The following is an 18,118-nucleotide window of genomic DNA, read 5'->3' on the forward strand; positions in this document are numbered from 1 at the left end:
ACTTAAATAGCCAGCAGAGGCCTGACAAGACCTTAGCTTTGCTATACCTTTTTTGAGCTATCCTTTTTCACCACCACCATTCATTTTGGGGCTTGACTTTTAATAGTTAATCTTTCTTCTTTTCCTGTATGCAGTTATCTGCTATAATCCATTCAGAACATCTCAGAAAATTCCGGAGGCCCAGGATATATGGAACGCAATTTTGAATTGTGCAACGGCGATTATCTAACATGTACGGAACAAGCTGCTATCTTTCGGTTTTCTGGCCCCCGCATGGTGCTGTCTACTGGGGCCAGCGGCGGTGGTATGCGGGCCGATCTGACCGCCGCCTTCAACTACTGTGACTGCGGCACAGCGGGGGTCTGCCAGCCTATGGAGGGAAATAACCTGCAAGCGCACCAGTGCGCAGTGGCAAAACGTCTTGGCCTGGACCCGGACCATTCCACCGGTCTTGACACTGCGGCAAATCTGGACAATATGGTGGTAATCACAAAGCATTGGAAGGATCTGCAAATCACAGCAGCAGTATCCGGCGGTGCTGATGTCAACGCCCTCTGCGCCGGAGATCCGGCATTCTTGGCAGAGGCGGATGGTGTGCCCTGTCCGGTGCCGCCAGGCACCATCAATATCTTTCTGGTCACTGACCGTCCTCTCTCCCCGGGAGCCATGGCAGAACTGATCATGACAGCTACAGAAGCCAAGACCGCCGTGCTTCGGGATCTGATGCAGGGCAGCAGCGTTTCCCAGGAACTAGCCACAGGGACAGGCACCGACGGCATGGTCATTATCTGTGGAACCGGCGAGGAAGGGATGCTGTTGAACGCAGGCAAACATTTCAAATTTGGAGAGCTGGCGGCCCTGGCCGTGCGGGAAGCCGTCACCGAGGCGCTGTTCCGGCAGACCGGCTTCTGTGCCCGGGATCAACATAGCGTACTCAAAAGATTGCATCGATTTGGGATCAACGCGGACACGCTGTCCGCGCCCTGCCTGACCTGGTGGCCGGAGCAGGCTGCCGCCATTGCCCGGACCATCAAAAAGCTGGATCAGGACGCATTCCTTGTGGGAGCCGTGACCCTCTATGTGCATTTGGAGGATCAGCGCCGCGCCGGGATGCTGACCGAACTGGAGGCCGGAGATTGGGGAGAGCATCTGCTGCGTCAGGTTCAACAGCACTATCGCTGTGCCTTGCCTCTGCTTCAGGAAGCTGCACTCATGGATAAGCTGGAGCATTTCCTCTGTCAGCTACTCATATCCAACTTACTGGAGCAAGAGCGGCTGTATCCCAATCAGGCGCCCATTTGATCCAAAAATAAAAAGCGGCAGCAAATGCTACCGCTTTTCCAGACAGAACGGGTGTTGTTTCACAAAGAAATAACACCCGTTATTTTGTAGGTCTTCTGACTCGCATATCCCGATGCGGAAAACCGCATCTGCGCATCTGTTTAGCCTTCCCGGCCAAGCCATTACAGCCTGCCAGTGACCTGCTTTCGCAGAAAAAACAGACACTCTATGCTCACAGCTACAGAATCCGAGACTACATCCGGTTCCCGGAAACGTGTTTGGGAGTTTCACCCAATTCCCTTGTTCAGCGGAACATCCCGGCGTGTCTTCCAAAAAAGAACGCGCCGGTGCCACAAAAGTCGGAGCAATGTATTCACTTCAGCCACTATTATAGAGAAGATTTTCCATATGTCAAGAAAGGTTTATGACAAGGCAAATATAATCTTGTTATTGTTCTATTTTCGGTCTTGAAGTAGAATTCCTAAAAAGAAAAATATCTTTATTACCGATATATTCTATTTAACAAGGTTCTCAATATGGATTTTCCCCTTTCTTCCCCATATCCGGGCGTGCTCTACCAACGCCCTCGCGTTGCTTGCCGGGTGCCAAGCATAGGCAATCAAGTGGGTACTGTGTTCCACCATATAACGGTTGGCCCGAACGATAGCTACCCGTTTTGGCACAGTCTCCATACCTGGCGGATAAAAGGTGCCGTCAAAGCCTTTCGGTGTAGGGGTCGGCCGGTCAAAAGGATGATAAGGCAGCAACAAAGTCAGCGTCACCTCCGGGTGGCGCTTTTTTGCGTCTATGACGGCCCTGGCTGCCAGCTTATCAAAGTTGCCATAACGGCCCACCATAAAACTTGTGACACCGTATTCGGTGATATGGCGTTCTACCGCCGCTGTCAAAGCAGGGATCAGTTCATCGCCTGTCTCCCTGTGGCCGATGAAAAAGCAGGTTGCTCCTGTCATAGTTTGTTCCTTTCTGTGTAGGCAATATTGCCTATAACGATGTATCTCAATTATAGGCAATAATAGAGATATAGCAAGCGGAAGGAGGGCTGTTGAGTGATTTCGTATGCACCACTATGGGAAACAATGGCGCGTCGTGGGGCAACAACATATACCTTGCAGGTCAAGGGAGGTATCAGCAGTGCCTCCATTCGCCGGATGAAGGCCGGAGATTCTGTGTCTACAAATACGTTGGAGGCATTGTGCAAATTATTGAACTGCTCTTTAGCGGATATTGTAGAGTATCTTCCAGATACAGATGAACAAAGTTGAGCAAACCGATGGATGGAAAAATCTTATCCATCGGTTTTTGTTTATTTCACGATTTTTGCCGCTGTTTCTCCTGCTGCCGTTATCTTACTACAATCCTTCTATTGCTCGATTATATCATTGTATTGCTATAAATAACAATTATCTTCCATAAATATTTTCTCGTTTTGATGATACCCTTTTAATAAAAAGGGGTGCGTTATGGAGACAGCATATCGGGAACAATTCATAAAATTCGGCTTGAAAGTGCAATACTACCGAAAGCTGCATGGCATGACCCAGGAAGCCTTTGCTGACGCAATCGGTAAATCATGGTCATTTGTGGCAAAAGTCGAGAGTCCGACAAGACCGTTCGGCGTCTCTATGGAAACCATGTTTAAGATCGCGGAAGTGCTGGAGATCCCAGTTTCCAAACTGTTTGAAGATTAAAAAATCTCACGGTGAGACCTCATTCCAAAAGGAATTGCGTCTCACCGTGAGATTTATTTTATTCCCCGTAATACAGGGGGCGTCCGATAGAGGTAAAGCCCTCCAGGCCGGTGATGACCACATTGTTGGCTCCGCTGGCGCAGTGGACGATCAACAGATTGCCGTTTTCGTCCCTGCCGCCCACAATACCAACATGAGTATCTTCCGGATAGAATACCAGATCGCCGGGCTGGGCCTCATCCCAGGAGATAGAGGTACAGTAGGTGTGCTGCATACGAGCACCTCCGCCATGGCCGATAACATATTCGCCGTTGCTGACATTATAGAAAGTCCAGTCCACAAAGCCGGAACAGTCCAGCCCATAGGGCCGATAGGTGCCGGTTGTGGAGCTGCCGTCCGCCCACACCTTGGAGAGTTGTCCCCAGCGGGAGTCCCAGCCGAGAACCAGGCTCTTGATAGCGATAGGTAATCCACCGCTTTTATCCCGGTGTTACCAGGACAGTCAGGGTGGATTTTCCCCCGCTTCACACCGTGCTTGCGACTTTCGCCGCACACGGCGCACCATCAATGCAGATTATTTGTTGCGTGTATGCGAATTAACCAATTTATCCCTAAAACCTTTGATTTTCTTTTGCGCTTTGGTATCGAACTCGCTGATATCCTGATTAGGATTATTCACAGCATCAAGGCATTTTCTGTGCATAGAAACCAGATTGTTGACACGGTTTACTTTGTTCAGCGGGAGATTGGGGTCAACTCTATGAGTACATGGCGTAACTGATATCAGCCATCCGCCGCATATTCGACATTTCAGCCTGTCTCGGTTGAGCGCATAGGCTCTGTTCATAACGAATTCGAAGTTGTTGAGTCGTCCCCATTTGCTGTAACAGACAGCGCGGGCTGTACTCTCTGAGTACATTTCATCAAGTCGCGCATTCATGCGATTCTTTTTCGTGCGTTTAAAATAGTGCTGCCTGCCCTCTTCTGAGTATGGCGTTTCCGCCTGAGCTTTCACAATAGTCATTTCCCACTGGCAAAAGGAGAGCGCGGTAAAACCGATGTATATATCGCGGTATTTTATCGAGGGAATTTTCTGCTGATGCTTTTGATGGATATGGGGGAGATTTTGCGTTTGGTTTGCTGGTATCCATCTGCCGCTGTATTGCTTCAGACGATCTTTGGCAATCATCTGCAATCGGTGAGAGTGCCGCCGCAAGGCAACACTCACCCATGTACAGCATTGGTAATACTGGATAATCCCCCGGACTTGGCTGTTGATGCGATTGATTTCCCCGATAAACTGTTCCTTACTGAAATTTCTTGGAATTTTCTTTATGCTTTCCGCAATACTATCGACTTTCCGCTGTAACCGTTCTCTATCTGGTATCGTTTTTGTGATATAGCCTGTTCTGCTGTTTCCCGGTATCATTTTGAGTTCGTAACCAAGAAAGTGGATGTGTTTCCTTCGGACATCTGTTATCAGCGTTTTTTCCGTGGATAATGTCAGCTTGAGTTTACTTCGCAGAAACGTTTGTAATCTGGCTTTCCATTGTTCAGCATGGGCACGGGTGTCTGTGATGATGACAAAATCATCTGCGTACCGTATGAGCCATCCCGGAGCGAGCGACGTTTGATAAAGAGATTTCCGCTTGGTTCCCTCGGTCCGGTAGGTGCGCCGGGTATTCTTTCTCTCCCACTGTTTGGCCACCCACTCATCCATAATGTCCAAATAGGCATTGGCCAGCAGTGGGCTGATAATTCCTCCCTGTGGGGTTCCGTACTCATTCACGGCACATTCATCCATAATCCCAGCCCTCAGCATTGCTTTGACGATTTGCAGTACACGCCTGTCCTTGATGCCGATGTGATACAGACGCCTTAGAAGGATGCTGTGGTCAATGTTGTCAAAGCATTTGCTGATATCCCCTTCAACAATCCAGTATTTGGCCGACACGTGCGATACCTGATTGATACGTGCCAATGCCATCTCGGCATCCCGCATGGGCCGAAACCCATAAGAATGCGCAAAGAATTGTGCTTCCAGAATTGGTTCCAGCACGAGCTTCATGCACTCCTGCACAATGCGGTCTCGAATGATGGGGATTCCCAGTGGACGTTTTTCGGCCTTTCCCGGTTTGTCGATGTATTTCCGGCGTATTTCCTGTGCCTCAAAATGCTTGAGTGCGCCTTGGATATCCTTTATCACCCACTGATAAGGTTTTTCCAGATAATCCTTTCGCATGGTTTTTAAATCAACGCCGGGGGTCTCACTGCCGTGATTGCTCTTTATGTTGTGAATTGCTGTGATAATGGTTGCTTCTGCTGACATGATTTCCAAAAGGCCCTTGAACGCTGGCCGACCGCCTGCGTCATAGACCTCTTTGCTGTGCTGATACAGCTTGTCTTGGATTCCGCGTAACTGTGTTTCGGTTTTTGGGCTGTCGAATTGTTGTGCCATACGCACCGCCTCCCCTCGGACTTGGTGTTTCTGGTTTTAGTCAGGTATGCCTACGGCTTCCTCGACTTCCTGTTCACATACAATCTGCACTGACTATGCCCCTTCGCTCCACCCCCATTACAGGGGCTTCATCACTACTACGGGCTCCTGCCCCGTGGATGAGCAGGTCATTTCCTACCTGCGCGGGTGGGAGTGTCATCCCTTTTACATTTTCATGTACCCGTCCACGGTTCCTTTGTTCCCTATGCTTTAGCTTTGCATATCGGTTTTAGTCCGTCCCTCTGGCCCGACTGCCATCTTTGGCTGGTGTGATCTTCTGCCAAAGAGATTCGACCTTAATGGTTTTCTGCTGTTCTTCGCGGGTGGAAGCGTCGAACAGCGGCAGTACCCCGCTCCGGGGCTGATGGCTGTATTATCATCCTCTTCTTTACGAGCCTTACTCTCAGGACTTTTGTCGGCTGCAACAAGACATACTGGACATGACCGATTTGTACGCTGATCTGCGGCGATTACAAAATCGTCATCGAGCCGATTACGTATCTGGTCTATAACGGCGCCAACTACGCTATGACTGCCACCGAGGCCGCTTTGTACGACCAGGTGGTCAGCGGCAACTTGCGCTATTGGATGGGATCGCTGACCCATCAGAATCTCCCGCTCGCTATCTTTCTGGAGGAAGCCGACCTCGGGTATCCCGCATGGTCAGGCAGCACTACCAGCAAGGTCAGCAATGAACAGATCATTTCCTCGCTGGGGATCGGCATCGTCCGCTTCAACGATGAGGTGGAGGAACCGGAGGTGAATGCGTTTGACTACGAATACCGGGTGGACACCGATGTTATCACCTCGGTGGAGGTGTCCGGCGGGCAGTCAGACCCGGACAACCCGGTCACCGTGCAGTTTGTGATCGAAGGCAGCACCTATAACAAGAGTGATGTGCGCATTCAGAAATATGATGCCGAGCAGGAAGTGGTGTGCCCTGAAAGGGGTTAACCATGCCACACCAAGTCCTGATTTTGTTGGCTGCCGGCGGGCTGATGTTTTTGGTCATCGGCTGTCTGGCGGGCCTGTCCCACTACTACACCCTGAGCGGGATCAAATCCAAAACGGTCGGCGACGGCCAGCACGGCACCGCGAGATGGGCCACAACCAAAGAGATCCGGCAGACCTATGCCCATGTCCCTTTTGAGGTCGAGAAATGGCGCAGCGGCCAGAACCTGCCCACGGAGCAGGGACTGGTGCTGGGGTGCAAGGGCAAGAAGGGCAAGCTTACCGCTCTGGTGGACAGCGACGATATCCACTGCCTCATGATCGGCGCTTCCGGTATCGGCAAGACCGCCTATTTTCTCTATCCGAATTTGGAGTACGCCTGCGCCTGCGGCATGAGCTGGCTGGCGCTGGACAGCAAGGGCGACCTGGCCCGAAACTACGGGACCATCGCCAAAGAACGCTATGGGTACCATGTATCAGTTATCGACCTGCGAAATCCCACCCGCTCGGATGGCAACAATCTGCTGACGCTGGTCAACCGGTATATGGACATTGCCCGGAATGACCCGAACAATCTTGCGGCCCGCGCCAAGGCCGAGAAATACGCCAAAATCCTGTCCAAGACCATTGTCAACCCGGACGGCGATGACAGCAACCGCGGCCAGAACGCTTTCTTCTACGATGCGGCGGAAGGTCTGCTCACCTCGGTCATCCTGATGCTGGCCGAGTTCCTGCCGCCCGATAAAGACCACCCCCAGGAGCGCCGGCATATCGTCTCCGTGTTCAAGCTGGTACAGGATCTGCTGGAACCCAGCCGGGTCAAGGGCAAGAGCCACTTCCAGCTCCTGATGGCAAAACTTCCCCCGGATCATAAGGCGCGGTGGTTTGCCGGCGCCGCCCTCAACAGCGCCGAGCAGGCCATGGCCTCTGTCATGTCCACTGTGCTGTCCCGCTTGAATGCGTTCCTGGACAGCGAGCTGGAACAGATCCTTTGCTTTGACAGCGCCATTGACGCTGAGAAGTTTGCTTCTGAGAAGTCTGTCATCTTCCTGATCCTGCCGGAAGAAGACACGACCAAGAACTTTATGGCCGGTCTCATGATCCAGAACCTGAGCCGGGAGCTGTTCGCTGTGGCTGATGAGAACGGCGGCAAGCTGAAGAACCGGGTGGTACTGTTTTGTGATGAGTTCGGTACCATGCCGCCCTTTGATATCCTGCCCCTGTTCTCCGCAGGCCGTTCCCGCCGGCTGACGCTGGTGCCCATCATCCAGTCCTTAGCGCAGCTCGAAAAACTACGGAAAAGAGGGCTGCGAGATCATTCAGGACAACTGCCAGGACACCATCTTCGGCGGCTTCGCCCCCAACAGCCAGACTGCGGAGGTACTGTCCAAAGCCCTGGGCAGCCGCACCGTCCTCTCCGGCTCGGTGAGCCGGGGCAAGAACGATCCCAGCCAGAGCCTCCAGATGATGGAGCGTGCCCTGCTGACGCCCGACGATCTGAAATCCATTCCCAAGGGCAGCTTCATTGTCATGAAAACCGGCACACATCCCATGCGGACCCGGCTCCAGCTCTTCTTAAACTGGGGCATTACCTTCGGGGAGCCGTATGTGGTGCCGGAGAGAGCCAACCGAGCGGTGGCCTATGCCAACCGGGTGGATCTGGAGCGGAATCTCCCGCAGCTCAGTGAGCCGGAGGAGATGGACGAAAGCCGCGGCTATGCGGTATCCAGCCGGGGCGGCATCGCCCATGCTCCGGCTCAGGAGAGGGCTGTAAAAAGAGGAAAGCAAATGAAGACATTCGGAGAGGAGGAACGATGAGTTACTTCGGAACGATTTACGCCGACACTGAGCTTCCCTCCAGAGCGAAGGCTGTCTATATGTACCTGCGGGATCGCTCCGATGCCGAGGGAAAGTGCTGGCCGGGCATCAAGACCATTGCCTCGGACATGAAGCTGTCCCGCTCCACGGTCAAGCGGGCGCTGCACGATCTGGAGCAGCACGGCTATCTCCAAAAAGATTCCCGGCACAGGCCGAATGGGAGCAGCACCTCCAACCTCTATACCGTGAAATAAAAGAGAGAGTGGTTTGTACCAAAATGTAGTACAAACCACTCTCTGAATGAATGGTAATTTCAAAATCTTCCGCCAAGGGAGAACTGCACCCATTCGCTGGACCCAGGGGCGGTTCATCGTGAACCACCCAGAAGGACTCACTCTATCAGAGATTTAGGTCAGAGAAAAGACATCCATGCGAAAGAAAATAGTGGTGGAATTACGGTTCATCGACATCCAGGCAGTATCCGACTTCCCGCACGGAGCGAATGTAGAACGGGGCATCTGGATTAGCCCGATACAGCTTCTCGCGCAGGTTGCAGATATGAAAACCTATCGTATTGTTTTCGTTTCCTGTGGTGAAATCGCCCCAGATCTGTTCGTAAATCTGTGCATAGGTCAGCACACGGCCTTTATTGGCGGCCAGCAACAGGAGAATCCGATATTCTTTTGCGGTAAGCTGAATCTCCTGTCGATCCCGAAAAACCTTTCGTCTGTTGGAAAGATCTCAAGACCGGGGAGCGACACCATCGGTTCCTCATCAATCTCGAATTATTCTATCTCAGGGTGGTTTTTGAGGATAGACAGGATCTGCTCCAAAACTTCCGTATCTCTTTCGTGCAGCTCCAAAATCATGACTCGTCCGATGATATCACCGCTTTCTCACTCAGTTTACGAGCTGCTTTCAGTCGCTCAAAGGTTTCATTGCTGATTACATGCTCAATCCGGCAGGCATCCCGCTCGGCAGTAACAGGGTCGACGCCAGCTGCCACAAGCATCTCTGTAAAAAAGCGATGCTTTTCATTAGTGGCTTCGGCAGCTTCTCGCCCCGCATCTGTCAAATGCAGGTAATAATTCTCGTCCATCGTGAGAAAGCCTCCGTTCCGTAAAGCAGCCACCGCATTGCAGACACTTGGCTTCGACACCTCCAAGTGTCTGGCCACATCTGCAGACCTTACTATGCCCATTTTCTTTTGAAGAACCAGGACCGCTTCCAGATAATCTTCACCCGACGCTCGAAGTTTCATAGTTCAATCCTCTTATCCTTGTATAAAGAACGGCTTTCGGCTTTGGCACCCATGAAAATCCGAATCATATTGGACACATAACTCACGGCTTTCCCCCGCACTCTCTTCAATCAACAGAGCCCGCCTCATCAACAATTTCACCGATCTTCATCTTCCACGAGTCAAACAAAGAGGTCTACAATTCCATCTGCGCGGAATTCTGCTTCCTTGCGTCAATAGTGCAACATTTTATCTTAACAAAGCCGCCCACAATCCACAGTATAAGTTCTGTGGGCAACCGAGAGCGTTGAACGCCGATGGGATACCAAGATCACAGTCCTGTCATCCTGTTCCTCCCGCAGGGCCCGTAAAATAATCCCTTCATTGAGGCTGTCCAAGTTGCTGGTTGGTTCATCCAGCAGCAAAAAGGGCGCCTCGTGAAGAAACGCTCGAGCCAGACCGATCCGCTGCCGTTCACCGCCAGAGAGGGTATCGCCCAGCTCGCCCACCGGCGTATCATAGCCCTGGGGCAATGTGAGAATAAAGTCGTGGAGGGCTGCCTTGCGGGCTGCCGCTTCGATTTCCTCCTGGGTGGCATCCAGTTTTCCGATGCGGATGTTATCCGCGATGCTGTCATGAAATAGGTCCGTATCCTGGATCATATAGCTTTCCAAATGCCGCAGGTGTTGGGTGGGGATCTTACCCACATCGGTGTCTGAGATCAAAACATTTCCTGCCGGCGCAGACCAGAAGCGCATCAGCAGTTTGAGCAGGGTGGATTTCCCGGAACCGCTCTTCCCTGTGACGGCAATGATCTTCCCCTTGGAAAACTGAGCGGAGAGATCGTGAAGGATCTCCTCAGAGCCATAGGAAAATGTGAGATGCTTTACCTCCGCCCCGGAGAAGTCCGGGCATTGGCCGGTCAGCACCTCCTCTGTCTCCGGATTTTCTTCCAGAAGCGCCAGCACTCGTTCCCCCGAAGCCAGCGTCTGATCCATGGTGGCGGAGAGATTTGCCAGCGCCAGTACAGGTCCAAAGGATGACGAGAGCATTACTGTGGTCAGCAGAAGTACGGGGAACGTTACGTTCAACACCATTCCCACGCCCAGCATCGCCAAAGTCAGCGCCATAACCGCCCCGCCGGACCAGGAGGACGCTGCAGCCTCGTGCCGTTTGAGCTGCTTTTGCAGCTGGTTGAGCTGTTCGGTTTTCCGCTCCATCTCATGTGCCCTGGCTCCATCTTGTGCGTACTGAAGACTCTCACGCAGACCACGCAGACTTTCCAGCACATAGCTGTTCAGCTCACCCAGCTGATTTCGAACCTCCATGCCCTGCCTCCGTCCGATACGGGAGGTAGCCAAGGGAATAACACAGCCCACCAGCAGATAGGAGATGCCAGCCAGCAGGCCCAGCAAAGGATGGAAGCTGCCGATCAAAACCGTCATGGAAAGAGAGACCAGCACGGCAATACAGACGGGGGCAATGGTATGGGCGTAAAAGACCTCCAGAAGCTCAATATCACTGGTGATCAGAGAGATCAGGTCACCCCGTCCCTTGCCCTCCAGCTTTGCCGGAGCCAGACGCCGCAGGGCGGCAAATACCTTGTCCCGGATGACCGCCAGCAGTTTGAATGCGATGTAGTGTCCGCAGGTCTGTTCTCCATAACGAAGCAATGCCCGGGCCACGGCGCACACAGCCATAATTGCGCCACCGGCAGCAAAGGTGAGGCTCCAGGGGGAAAGTTCCATGGCAGTGAGCAGCAGATTCACCGCCAGAACCGTGATGGAAATGGCACAGAAAAAGCCAAGTGTACCAAGCGCAACGCAGAATACCATGACATGGGCCAGAGGCCGCAGCAGCCCCAGCAGACCCCACATGATCTTTATGCCGTTTCTTCGCATTCCGCCCCCTCCTTTCCACCCGGATGCTCCAGTTCCTGCTGTGCCCGGAACAGGGCGGCATAGCCTCCGCCCATCTTCATCAGTGCGTTATGGGACCCGCTTTCACACAGCCGGCCATGTTCCAGATACAAGATCTTATCTGCGTCCGTCACATTGGCAAGCCGGTGAGAGATGACCAGAACCGTGTGCCGCCCTTTGAGGGAACGGATCACACCCATGATGTCCTCTTCGCTCTCTGCGTCAATGTTACTTGTGGCTTCATCAAAGATATAAATCGGGCTGTCCTTGAGTAAAGCGCGGGCCAAAGCAAGACGCTGCCGCTGCCCGCCCGATAGGTTGGACGCCCGTTCCATCAGGGGCATATCCAGACCGCCCTGGGACTGCACGAAATCCAGCAAATTGACCCGGCGCAGCACCTCCTGCAGCGCCGACTCGTCGGCGTCCGGCCGTCCTTCCAGGAGCGTACTGCGTACCGAACCGCCAAAGATATAGCTATTAAAGGACACCACTGTGATCAGGCTTCGCAGGCTCTCCGCGGATCCCTCCCGCAGTTCGGTACCGCCGATTTGAACACTGCCCCGGTAATGGGTCTGTGCGCCGCTGATGACAGCGGCAAGCGTAGACTTTCCACAGCCGCTCCGGCCGGACACGGCGAAAAAGCCACCCTGAGGGATGGTGCATTCCAGCCCGGAAAGGGCATCCTTCCTGCCGTCATAGGAGAACGAGAGTTCCTGAATTGAGATGGGGCCGTTCTCCAGCGTTTTACCCCCTTCCTCCGATTCCGTCAGATCCAGAAGCCGAAACATCCGCTCGCTGGCAGCCATGCCGTTCATGGCCACATGAAAAAAACTGCCCAGCGCCCGCATGGCAAGGAAGAATTCACTGGCCAGCAGGATCATGGCTACAGCTCCGGCAAAAGAGACCTGACCCAGCAGGAATGCACGCCCCGAAAGAATACTTCCCAGGGCTGTCCCGCCATAGGCCACCAGATCCATGATGGTTACGGAATTGAGCTGCATGGTCAGCACCTTCATGGTAACCTTGCGGAAATGTTCCGCTTCCTCATTCATCGCCTTATGCCGGGCCTGGTCCGCGCCATAAACCTTCAAAGTGGTCAGCCCCTGAATATTCTCCAGAAAACTGTCCCCCAGATTGGCATAGGCGTCCCAATATTTCCCCAACAGGCGCTTTGCCACTCGCTGGACGGCAATAATAGCCGCAGGAATCAAAGGCACACAGAGAAACAAGACCGCCGCCGTCAGAGGCGAGAGGGGCAGGAACACGATTAGAAGCGTTAGGGGTGCCAACATTGCATAAAAAAACTGGGGCAGATAATTTCCAAAGTAGGTCTCCAGCTGTTCCACGCCTTCACCCGCCAGCTGAACTGCTTCCGCTGTTGGGAATTGGTCTGTGTAGCTGCTGCCCAGCCTGCGCAGCTTGTCATAAATGGCCGGTCGAAGTCTGGCCTTGACACAGGCTGCCGCCTGGTGGGTGTATCCGGCCGACAAACGAGTAAGGAAAAAGCGGATCACGATGCATCCCCCGGCGACAAGAAACGCAGTCCCGGTGCCCTGTGCAACCGACCCTTGCTCCAGAACCTGTTCCAGCGTCTTGGCCACGGTGAACCAGAGAACGATGCCTGCCAGCAGCGAAACCCAACTGGCCACCACTTTTTTGAAAATAAACGGTTTCACCTCGGGTACCATGGCAATGAGACGCTTATTGATCATCATATCACGTCACCTCACCGGACTTACCGTGCTTGGACGGGCAGGTCTTGATAATAAAGCAAAAGGCAATGACGTGGGCAATCCAAACCACAGCAAGGCAGATCCGACCAATAAGAACGTTCTGCATGGCGATAAAAGCGATTGCCATAATGACGGTCACGGTGCCCATGATGCGCAGCTTTGCTTTCCAGGTCATTCCCTGGCCCCGAACAAATGTCTCCAGATTATTTTTGTAAAGCTTCGTCCCCTTAAACCAGGTATTCAGCCGCTCCGAACTTCTGGCAAAGCAAAAAGTGGATACCAGTAAGAAGGGGGTGGTGGGCAGGACAGGAATCACAAGCCCTACGGCGCCCAGACCAAGGGCCAAAAAGCCCAGAATAATAAGCATGATTTTCATGAAATTGATTCCCCTCGCTACACTGCCATGACACACAGCCGGCCATCCGCCCGGATCACCGGCAAATCAATGCCATACAGAGTTTGAATACTCTCGGAGGTAATGACCTCTTCCGGAGGCCCCTGAATGGATACCTGACCGTCCAGCAGTCCGATCACCTCGTCCGAATAGGACAGCGCTTGGTTGATATCGTGGAGCACCATAACAATGGTGATCCCTTCCTCTTTGTTCAGCCGCTCCACCAGGCGCAGAATCTCCACCTGATAGCGGACATCCAGGAAGGTAGTGGGCTCGTCCAGGAATAGTAGCTTCGTATTCTGTGCCAGCGCCATGGCGATAAAAGCACGCTGCCGCTGACCACCGGACAGTGCGCCCACCCGTCGGTCCCGAAGCTCCGTCAGGTCGGTAAGCGCCAGAGCCCGTTCTACCTGAGCCTGATTCTCCTGGTCCAGCCCTGCCTTAAAAATCGAGCTGTACGGCAGGCGGCCATAGGCCACCAGCCGCTCCACAGTCAGATCATCGGGTGCTGTGTTCTTTTGGTGGACGATGGCAGCTCTCCTGGCAAATTCTTTGAGCGAGATGGCGGAAAGCTCCGCTTGATCGAAACGAATTGTCCCGCTGTCCGGCTTCAGATTTTTTGTGAGGATCTGGAGCAGGGTGGATTTTCCGCAGCCGTTGGCTCCCATCAGCGTGGTGATGGCTCCGCTCCGGATGGTCAGTGACAAATCCCGCAGAACGGGCGGATCGTTGTCATAATGAAAGGTAAGATGCTCAACGCTTACCATGCCGGTCACCTCGCTTCAACAAAATGATAAAGAACGGGCCGCCCACGATGCTCATAATGACGGACGCAGCGATTTCATTGGGCGGTGCAATGCACCGGCCCACAGTATCCGCCAGCAACAGCACAAAACCGCCCAGCAAGATACAGAAGGGCACCAGAATACGGTGGTCGGAGCCTACGATCCGCCGTGCCATATGCGGCACGATCAGGGCCAAAAAGCCAACCACACCAATCACAGCGGTGACGCCGGAAACCAGCAGAACCGCCGCCACAGAGATCACAAAGCGGACCAGATCCACATTGACTCCCAGACCACGAACCGTTTTGTCGTCCAACGCCAGCAGATTGCAGACCGGAGACAGCACCAGCGCCAGGACCAGTCCGACAATGGAATACACCGCCATCATTGCAACATCCGACCATACCAGCTGGGCAAGTCCACTGACGGACACGGACACACCAGTGCGGTCCGTCAGCCCTCCCAGCACCGATTCCAGTCCGGTGAACACCGCCGCCACAGCAATGCCGATGAGGATGATGCGCACCGGATCCAGGCTCCCCTTCCAGGAGAGAGAGTAGATCAGCACAAAGGCAAGAAGCCCGCCGAGAAAAGCGAAGAGGGGCACAGAGAAATAGAGGACGGGAAAAAGGCCCGAGATGACGGATGCTGCCAGAGATGCGCCGCCGGAAATACCGATGATTCCCGGGTCAGCCAGAGGGTTCTTCAGCACCGCCTGGAACAGCAAACCGGAGCAGGACAGGGCCGCACCTCCCAGCAAGGCTACGATGATCCGAGGAAACCGCAGGTCATAGATCGTGGCCACCCGTTTGTCATAGGCCACGAACAGCCCCTCAAAGAGCTCCCGGTAGGTAATGGTAATACTACCCATCTTCATAGCAATCAGCGCAAGGATAAAAATCAGCAGCGCCAGAACCAGGCAGCCCACAAGGCCCTTCAGAGCATCCTTATGTACCGCTTTCCGCATAAGCCGCCTCCGCATCATAGGCTTCATAGGTACCGTCATAGAGGATCTCCTTCAGGATCTCCAGGGCCTCCGGCCAGTCAAAGGTACAGCTCATGCCAAAGGTGTTGTAGTCCAGCTGATAGACCCTCCCCTCCTGCACGGCCCGGAAATGTTTCCAGATGTCGTTGGTGGTAAATTCCTCCGCAAACATTTCCATGGCCAGATCAGGAAGGCCGTGGGCAGTCAGCAGGATCACATCGGGATCCAGTTCCAAAAGCTCCTCCGTGTTCCAGGAGACAAAATTCATCTCATCTTCCACCTGAACTACGCTGGTGGCGCCGGCCAGCTCCACCAAAGAGCCCACATAGGAGTTCGGGGTACACTCGATATAGGCCCCGGGCAGCCCCATCAGTACCAGCACTGTGGGATGCTTCTTCCCGGAGATGGATGATTCAAACTCTGCCATGGTCTCTTCGTATTCTGAGATCAGGGCCTCAGCCTCAACTTCTTTTCCGTACTTTTCTCCAAGCATGGCAATGCTGTCGTACATACCCTGAACACTTTGCAGATCGATCCAGGTGTAGGGAACGCCGGCCGCCTGGTAGGTCGGCTCAATATTTTCTTTCAGTGTATCCGGCCCAATCACATCCGTGGGATCCAGAAGGGCAATCTGTTCGGCATCGGGAGCCATGGCAGTGCCGATCTCTGGCAGCCCCTGATAGCGCTCCGGCACCTCGCCGGTGGTGGTGGGGATGGCAACCAAGTCCAGCCCCAGCCGGTCGCAGATCTGGAGGGTGGCGTTGGAGGTGGCCACGATACGGCTCTCTCCAGTCGTCTCACCATTCCCGGTATTTGAGCTCTCCTCCGGGTGCTGGTCCACACAGGCTGTGAGAGAAAGCGCCATTGCACAGGCCAACCCGCCTGCCAACAGCCGATTCAAAAAACGGTGCTTCATCTTTATTTCTTCCTCTTTACAAAGTAAATCACTGCGCCCACAACGATAGCTGCCACGACCACAATTGCTGCAATCACTCCGCCGGACACACCCGCAGAAGCCGACTCCTGCTCAACGGTGCTGCCGGTCTCAGCGTTATTCTGCTCAGGAGTCTGACTGCTCTCCGAGTCCTTTTCAGTTGTATCGGGTGTTTCTGGGGTTTCAGTGGGCTCCACCATATCTGTCTCCTCCGGAAGTGTGCTCTCCACAGGTTCCTCCGACTGCACAGGATCTGCGCTGTTTCCAGGTGTTTCCTCCGGTTCCTGAGAGTTGGGGGCAGAGGGGGTGGCGGGTGTGGTAGTGGACGGAGTGGAAGGGGCAGGGTTAGAGGTTGCGGGAGTAGAGGGCGTAGAAGCCTGGGCTTCCGGTTCAGGGGTGGCAGGCTCCTGGGGTGCGCTGGTATCGATGCTCACAACGAAGTCACCGCTGCCTTCCTTCAGTGTAGAGGTATCCACATACAGATACCACAGGACATCGCGGCCCATAGGCGTTACATACATGGTACCTTTCAGCTTTACGCCTGCATCGCTGACTTTGATCCGATAGTCAATGGAGTCGTTGCCGGCATCCTCGGACATGATATCATAGCTGACCTTGGAATAGCTGTCATAACCAGTGCGGGTGTACAGCGCCACATTTTTACAGTTGCTTTGCAGCAGCAGGCGAACGGTGATCCAGACATTTCCCTCCTGATCCACTTCTACCAGGCAGGCCTCATCCGTGGCGGAGCGGCACATGCCCTCTCCAAGAGCGGCATTGGCGGTGCCGCCGTCATCCACATTTCCGGTATCCGGATTGTAGTAGGTGGTCACCATGGTACCCGTATAGACACCAGGCTCCAAACCAGCTGCCTTTGCAGGCAGCGCGCAAAACATCATCATAAGTACCAGAGGGGATAACCAGTACAGAATATGTTTGATACTTGTCATTGTAAAATTCCTCCTTCGTGCTGCGGCTCTGCCGCAGCGGATTCTTGCAGTTTGATCTGCTCCAGATTGATTATCAGGTCAGCCTCACTTTCCGGCATACGCAGCTGACTGACTGTGGCTCTGGCCCGGACACGAACCATAGCCGTCCATCCTTCCGCTTCGCAGGAGCAGCACAGAGCCTGCCCCGGAATGCTCCATATACCATCCTTCTGGGCCACTTCATGCCAGGAACCCTGGCTGCAATACCACAGCCGCATCAAGGTGCCGGATAGGTTAGAAGTATAGCGCAGATGAACAGGCCTTAGCTGCAGCTTGCAGTCTTCTTTTGACCGGATCAGGAGTGCCGGTTTATGGAATCCCTTATCCCCCATGGACAATTGGTCGGTGCCCGGTTTATACAGCTGAAAAGGCACCAAATAAATCCCCTCGGCAAGCGCAGAAAGGTGGGGATGAACAGGCTGCCCGGTGATCGTTTGGTTGCAGCAGCGCCATTGCTCGGCAATGGCTTCTGTGGTTTCCTGTTCCAGCGTGGTCACCATCCGCCTCGCTTCCCGTTCCGCCAGCGCCGGCGGCAGCTTGATCTTCACTTCCAGCCATTGCTCCAGCTCTTTCATGCGGGCCAGCTTGCCGCATATTTTTTCCCATCCCAGCTGGGTCAGCTCTACCACGCCATAGGCATCCTTTCGGATCAGCCCCTGTTCTTCCAGCTGGGAGCTGAGGTGGGATGCGGTGGCTTTACTTACTCCAAATTCCACTGATGCACCGGCAATGCACTGGGACCTGCCGTTATACGTGGCAAAAATGAGAAGATATTCTTCCTGTCGGGGTGTCATATGGATTCCTCCAAAATCAAGCAGGTTATTATTTGTAAGCACCGGAAGCTGCCCTGTGTCACAGGGCAGCTTCCGGCCTGCTTGCTGCG

At 53.8% G+C, this 18,118-nt stretch carries 17 protein-coding genes, 2 pseudogenes and 1 riboswitch; of the genes and pseudogenes, 6 read left to right on the forward strand and 13 right to left on the reverse strand.

What is annotated here, in order from left to right:
* The first annotated feature begins 189 nt into the window (after nt 1-189).
* Nucleotides 190-1,302, forward strand: a complete 1,113-nt coding sequence (locus B5G42_RS14970; protein ID WP_087272008.1) for an adenosylcobinamide amidohydrolase — start codon at nt 190-192, stop codon at nt 1,300-1,302.
* A gap of 67 nt (nt 1,303-1,369) precedes the next feature.
* Nucleotides 1,370-1,631, reverse strand: a riboswitch (cobalamin riboswitch).
* Between the two features lie 165 nt (nt 1,632-1,796).
* On the opposite strand, the gene B5G42_RS14975 is transcribed toward B5G42_RS14970, so the two are convergent.
* Nucleotides 1,797-2,252: a hypothetical protein gene (locus B5G42_RS14975; RefSeq protein ID WP_087272011.1), complete on the reverse strand. Its 456-nt coding sequence runs from the start codon at nt 2,250-2,252 to the stop codon at nt 1,797-1,799.
* 96 nt (nt 2,253-2,348) lie between these two features.
* Here B5G42_RS14975 and B5G42_RS14980 point away from each other — a divergent pair, with 96 nt between their 5' ends.
* Nucleotides 2,349-2,564, forward strand: coding sequence for a helix-turn-helix domain-containing protein (locus tag B5G42_RS14980; RefSeq protein WP_087272014.1), 216 nt, complete (start codon nt 2,349-2,351; stop codon nt 2,562-2,564).
* 198 nt (nt 2,565-2,762) lie between these two features.
* Nucleotides 2,763-2,990, forward strand: coding sequence for a helix-turn-helix domain-containing protein (locus tag B5G42_RS14985; protein ID WP_087272017.1), 228 nt, complete (start codon nt 2,763-2,765; stop codon nt 2,988-2,990).
* A gap of 58 nt (nt 2,991-3,048) precedes the next feature.
* On the opposite strand, the gene B5G42_RS14990 is transcribed toward B5G42_RS14985, so the two are convergent.
* Together B5G42_RS14990 and B5G42_RS14995 are read right to left on the reverse strand one after the other, a co-directional pair.
* On the reverse strand, nt 3,049-3,396 hold the full coding sequence (locus B5G42_RS14990; RefSeq protein ID WP_275532454.1) for a C40 family peptidase: 348 nt from the start codon (nt 3,394-3,396) through the stop codon (nt 3,049-3,051).
* A gap of 168 nt (nt 3,397-3,564) precedes the next feature.
* Nucleotides 3,565-5,448, reverse strand: a complete 1,884-nt coding sequence (locus tag B5G42_RS14995) for a reverse transcriptase domain-containing protein (protein ID WP_087272020.1) — start codon at nt 5,446-5,448, stop codon at nt 3,565-3,567.
* 486 nt (nt 5,449-5,934) lie between these two features.
* On the opposite strand from B5G42_RS14995, the pseudogene B5G42_RS15000 reads away from it, so the two are divergent.
* The 3 genes and pseudogenes from B5G42_RS15000 to B5G42_RS15010 all read left to right on the forward strand — a co-directional run.
* Nucleotides 5,935-6,387, forward strand: a pseudogene (locus B5G42_RS15000) (hypothetical protein); the annotation flags it as partial.
* Between the two features lie 56 nt (nt 6,388-6,443).
* Nucleotides 6,444-8,256: pseudogene (locus tag B5G42_RS15005) on the forward strand (type IV secretory system conjugative DNA transfer family protein).
* On the forward strand, nt 8,253-8,510 hold the full coding sequence (locus B5G42_RS15010) for a helix-turn-helix domain-containing protein (protein ID WP_087272026.1): 258 nt from the start codon (nt 8,253-8,255) through the stop codon (nt 8,508-8,510). Before B5G42_RS15005 ends, B5G42_RS15010 begins: the two are co-directional and overlap by 4 nt.
* 199 nt (nt 8,511-8,709) lie before the next feature.
* On the opposite strand, the gene B5G42_RS18775 is transcribed toward B5G42_RS15010, so the two are convergent.
* The 10 genes from B5G42_RS18775 to B5G42_RS15060 all read right to left on the reverse strand — a co-directional run bounded on the left by B5G42_RS18775 (nt 8,710) and on the right by B5G42_RS15060 (nt 18,071).
* Nucleotides 8,710-8,919, reverse strand: a complete 210-nt coding sequence (locus B5G42_RS18775) for a winged helix-turn-helix domain-containing protein (protein WP_242961241.1) — start codon at nt 8,917-8,919, stop codon at nt 8,710-8,712.
* 202 nt (nt 8,920-9,121) lie between these two features.
* Nucleotides 9,122-9,517 (reverse strand): metal-dependent transcriptional regulator, encoded by a 396-nt coding sequence (locus tag B5G42_RS15020; RefSeq protein ID WP_087272029.1) that lies wholly within the window; start codon nt 9,515-9,517, stop codon nt 9,122-9,124.
* Between the two features lie 233 nt (nt 9,518-9,750).
* Nucleotides 9,751-11,397: an amino acid ABC transporter ATP-binding/permease protein gene (locus B5G42_RS15025; protein WP_087272032.1), complete on the reverse strand. Its 1,647-nt coding sequence runs from the start codon at nt 11,395-11,397 to the stop codon at nt 9,751-9,753.
* The gene (locus B5G42_RS15030) at nt 11,379-13,130 is read right to left on the reverse strand and encodes an ABC transporter ATP-binding protein/permease (protein WP_206406200.1); all 1,752 of its coding nucleotides are present in this window, start codon (nt 13,128-13,130) and stop codon (nt 11,379-11,381) included. Before B5G42_RS15030 ends, B5G42_RS15025 begins: the two co-directional genes overlap by 19 nt.
* Before the next feature lies 1 nt (nt 13,131).
* A complete protein-coding gene (locus tag B5G42_RS15035; protein WP_206406201.1) occupies nt 13,132-13,524 on the reverse strand; it encodes a YbaN family protein in 393 nt (130 codons plus the stop codon).
* Between the two features lie 17 nt (nt 13,525-13,541).
* The gene (locus B5G42_RS15040) at nt 13,542-14,309 is read right to left on the reverse strand and encodes an ABC transporter ATP-binding protein (RefSeq protein WP_087272036.1); all 768 of its coding nucleotides are present in this window, start codon (nt 14,307-14,309) and stop codon (nt 13,542-13,544) included.
* Nucleotides 14,296-15,294: a FecCD family ABC transporter permease gene (locus B5G42_RS15045; RefSeq protein WP_087272039.1), complete on the reverse strand. Its 999-nt coding sequence runs from the start codon at nt 15,292-15,294 to the stop codon at nt 14,296-14,298. Before B5G42_RS15045 ends, B5G42_RS15040 begins: the two co-directional genes overlap by 14 nt.
* Nucleotides 15,275-16,228, reverse strand: coding sequence for a heme ABC transporter substrate-binding protein IsdE (gene isdE, locus B5G42_RS15050; protein ID WP_087272042.1), 954 nt, complete (start codon nt 16,226-16,228; stop codon nt 15,275-15,277). The genes B5G42_RS15045 and isdE overlap by 20 nt, the downstream gene beginning before the upstream one ends.
* Before the next feature lie 2 nt (nt 16,229-16,230).
* Nucleotides 16,231-17,196: a heme-binding Shp domain-containing protein gene (locus B5G42_RS15055; protein WP_087272045.1), complete on the reverse strand. Its 966-nt coding sequence runs from the start codon at nt 17,194-17,196 to the stop codon at nt 16,231-16,233.
* Complete coding sequence (locus B5G42_RS15060) at nt 17,193-18,071, reverse strand: hypothetical protein (RefSeq protein WP_140399866.1); 879 nt, start codon at nt 18,069-18,071, stop codon at nt 17,193-17,195. Before B5G42_RS15060 ends, B5G42_RS15055 begins: the two co-directional genes overlap by 4 nt.
* Nucleotides 18,072-18,118: the final 47 nt, after the last annotated feature.

This window comes from Flavonifractor sp. An91 (assembly GCF_002159225.1).
Lineage (GTDB): Bacteria > Bacillota > Clostridia > Oscillospirales > Oscillospiraceae > Flavonifractor > Flavonifractor avicola.

What these genes read in the sequence shown, in the direction of transcription:
- B5G42_RS14970 (WP_087272008.1), top strand. Translation starts at nt 190, where the DNA reads ATGGAACGCAATTTTGAATTGTGCAACGGCGATTATCTAACATGTACG.
- B5G42_RS14975 (WP_087272011.1), bottom strand. Translation starts at nt 2,252, where the DNA reads ATGACAGGAGCAACCTGCTTTTTCATCGGCCACAGGGAGACAGGCGAT.
- B5G42_RS14985 (WP_087272017.1), top strand. Translation starts at nt 2,763, where the DNA reads ATGGAGACAGCATATCGGGAACAATTCATAAAATTCGGCTTGAAAGTG.
- B5G42_RS14995 (WP_087272020.1), bottom strand. Translation starts at nt 5,448, where the DNA reads ATGGCACAACAATTCGACAGCCCAAAAACCGAAACACAGTTACGCGGA.
- B5G42_RS15010 (WP_087272026.1), top strand. Translation starts at nt 8,253, where the DNA reads ATGAGTTACTTCGGAACGATTTACGCCGACACTGAGCTTCCCTCCAGA.
- B5G42_RS15020 (WP_087272029.1), bottom strand. Translation starts at nt 9,517, where the DNA reads ATGAAACTTCGAGCGTCGGGTGAAGATTATCTGGAAGCGGTCCTGGTT.
- B5G42_RS15025 (WP_087272032.1), bottom strand. Translation starts at nt 11,397, where the DNA reads ATGCGAAGAAACGGCATAAAGATCATGTGGGGTCTGCTGGGGCTGCTG.
- B5G42_RS15030 (WP_206406200.1), bottom strand. Translation starts at nt 13,130, where the DNA reads ATGATGATCAATAAGCGTCTCATTGCCATGGTACCCGAGGTGAAACCG.
- B5G42_RS15035 (WP_206406201.1), bottom strand. Translation starts at nt 13,524, where the DNA reads ATGAAAATCATGCTTATTATTCTGGGCTTTTTGGCCCTTGGTCTGGGC.
- B5G42_RS15040 (WP_087272036.1), bottom strand. Translation starts at nt 14,309, where the DNA reads ATGGTAAGCGTTGAGCATCTTACCTTTCATTATGACAACGATCCGCCC.
- B5G42_RS15045 (WP_087272039.1), bottom strand. Translation starts at nt 15,294, where the DNA reads ATGCGGAAAGCGGTACATAAGGATGCTCTGAAGGGCCTTGTGGGCTGC.
- isdE (WP_087272042.1), bottom strand. Translation starts at nt 16,228, where the DNA reads ATGAAGCACCGTTTTTTGAATCGGCTGTTGGCAGGCGGGTTGGCCTGT.
- B5G42_RS15055 (WP_087272045.1), bottom strand. Translation starts at nt 17,196, where the DNA reads ATGACAAGTATCAAACATATTCTGTACTGGTTATCCCCTCTGGTACTT.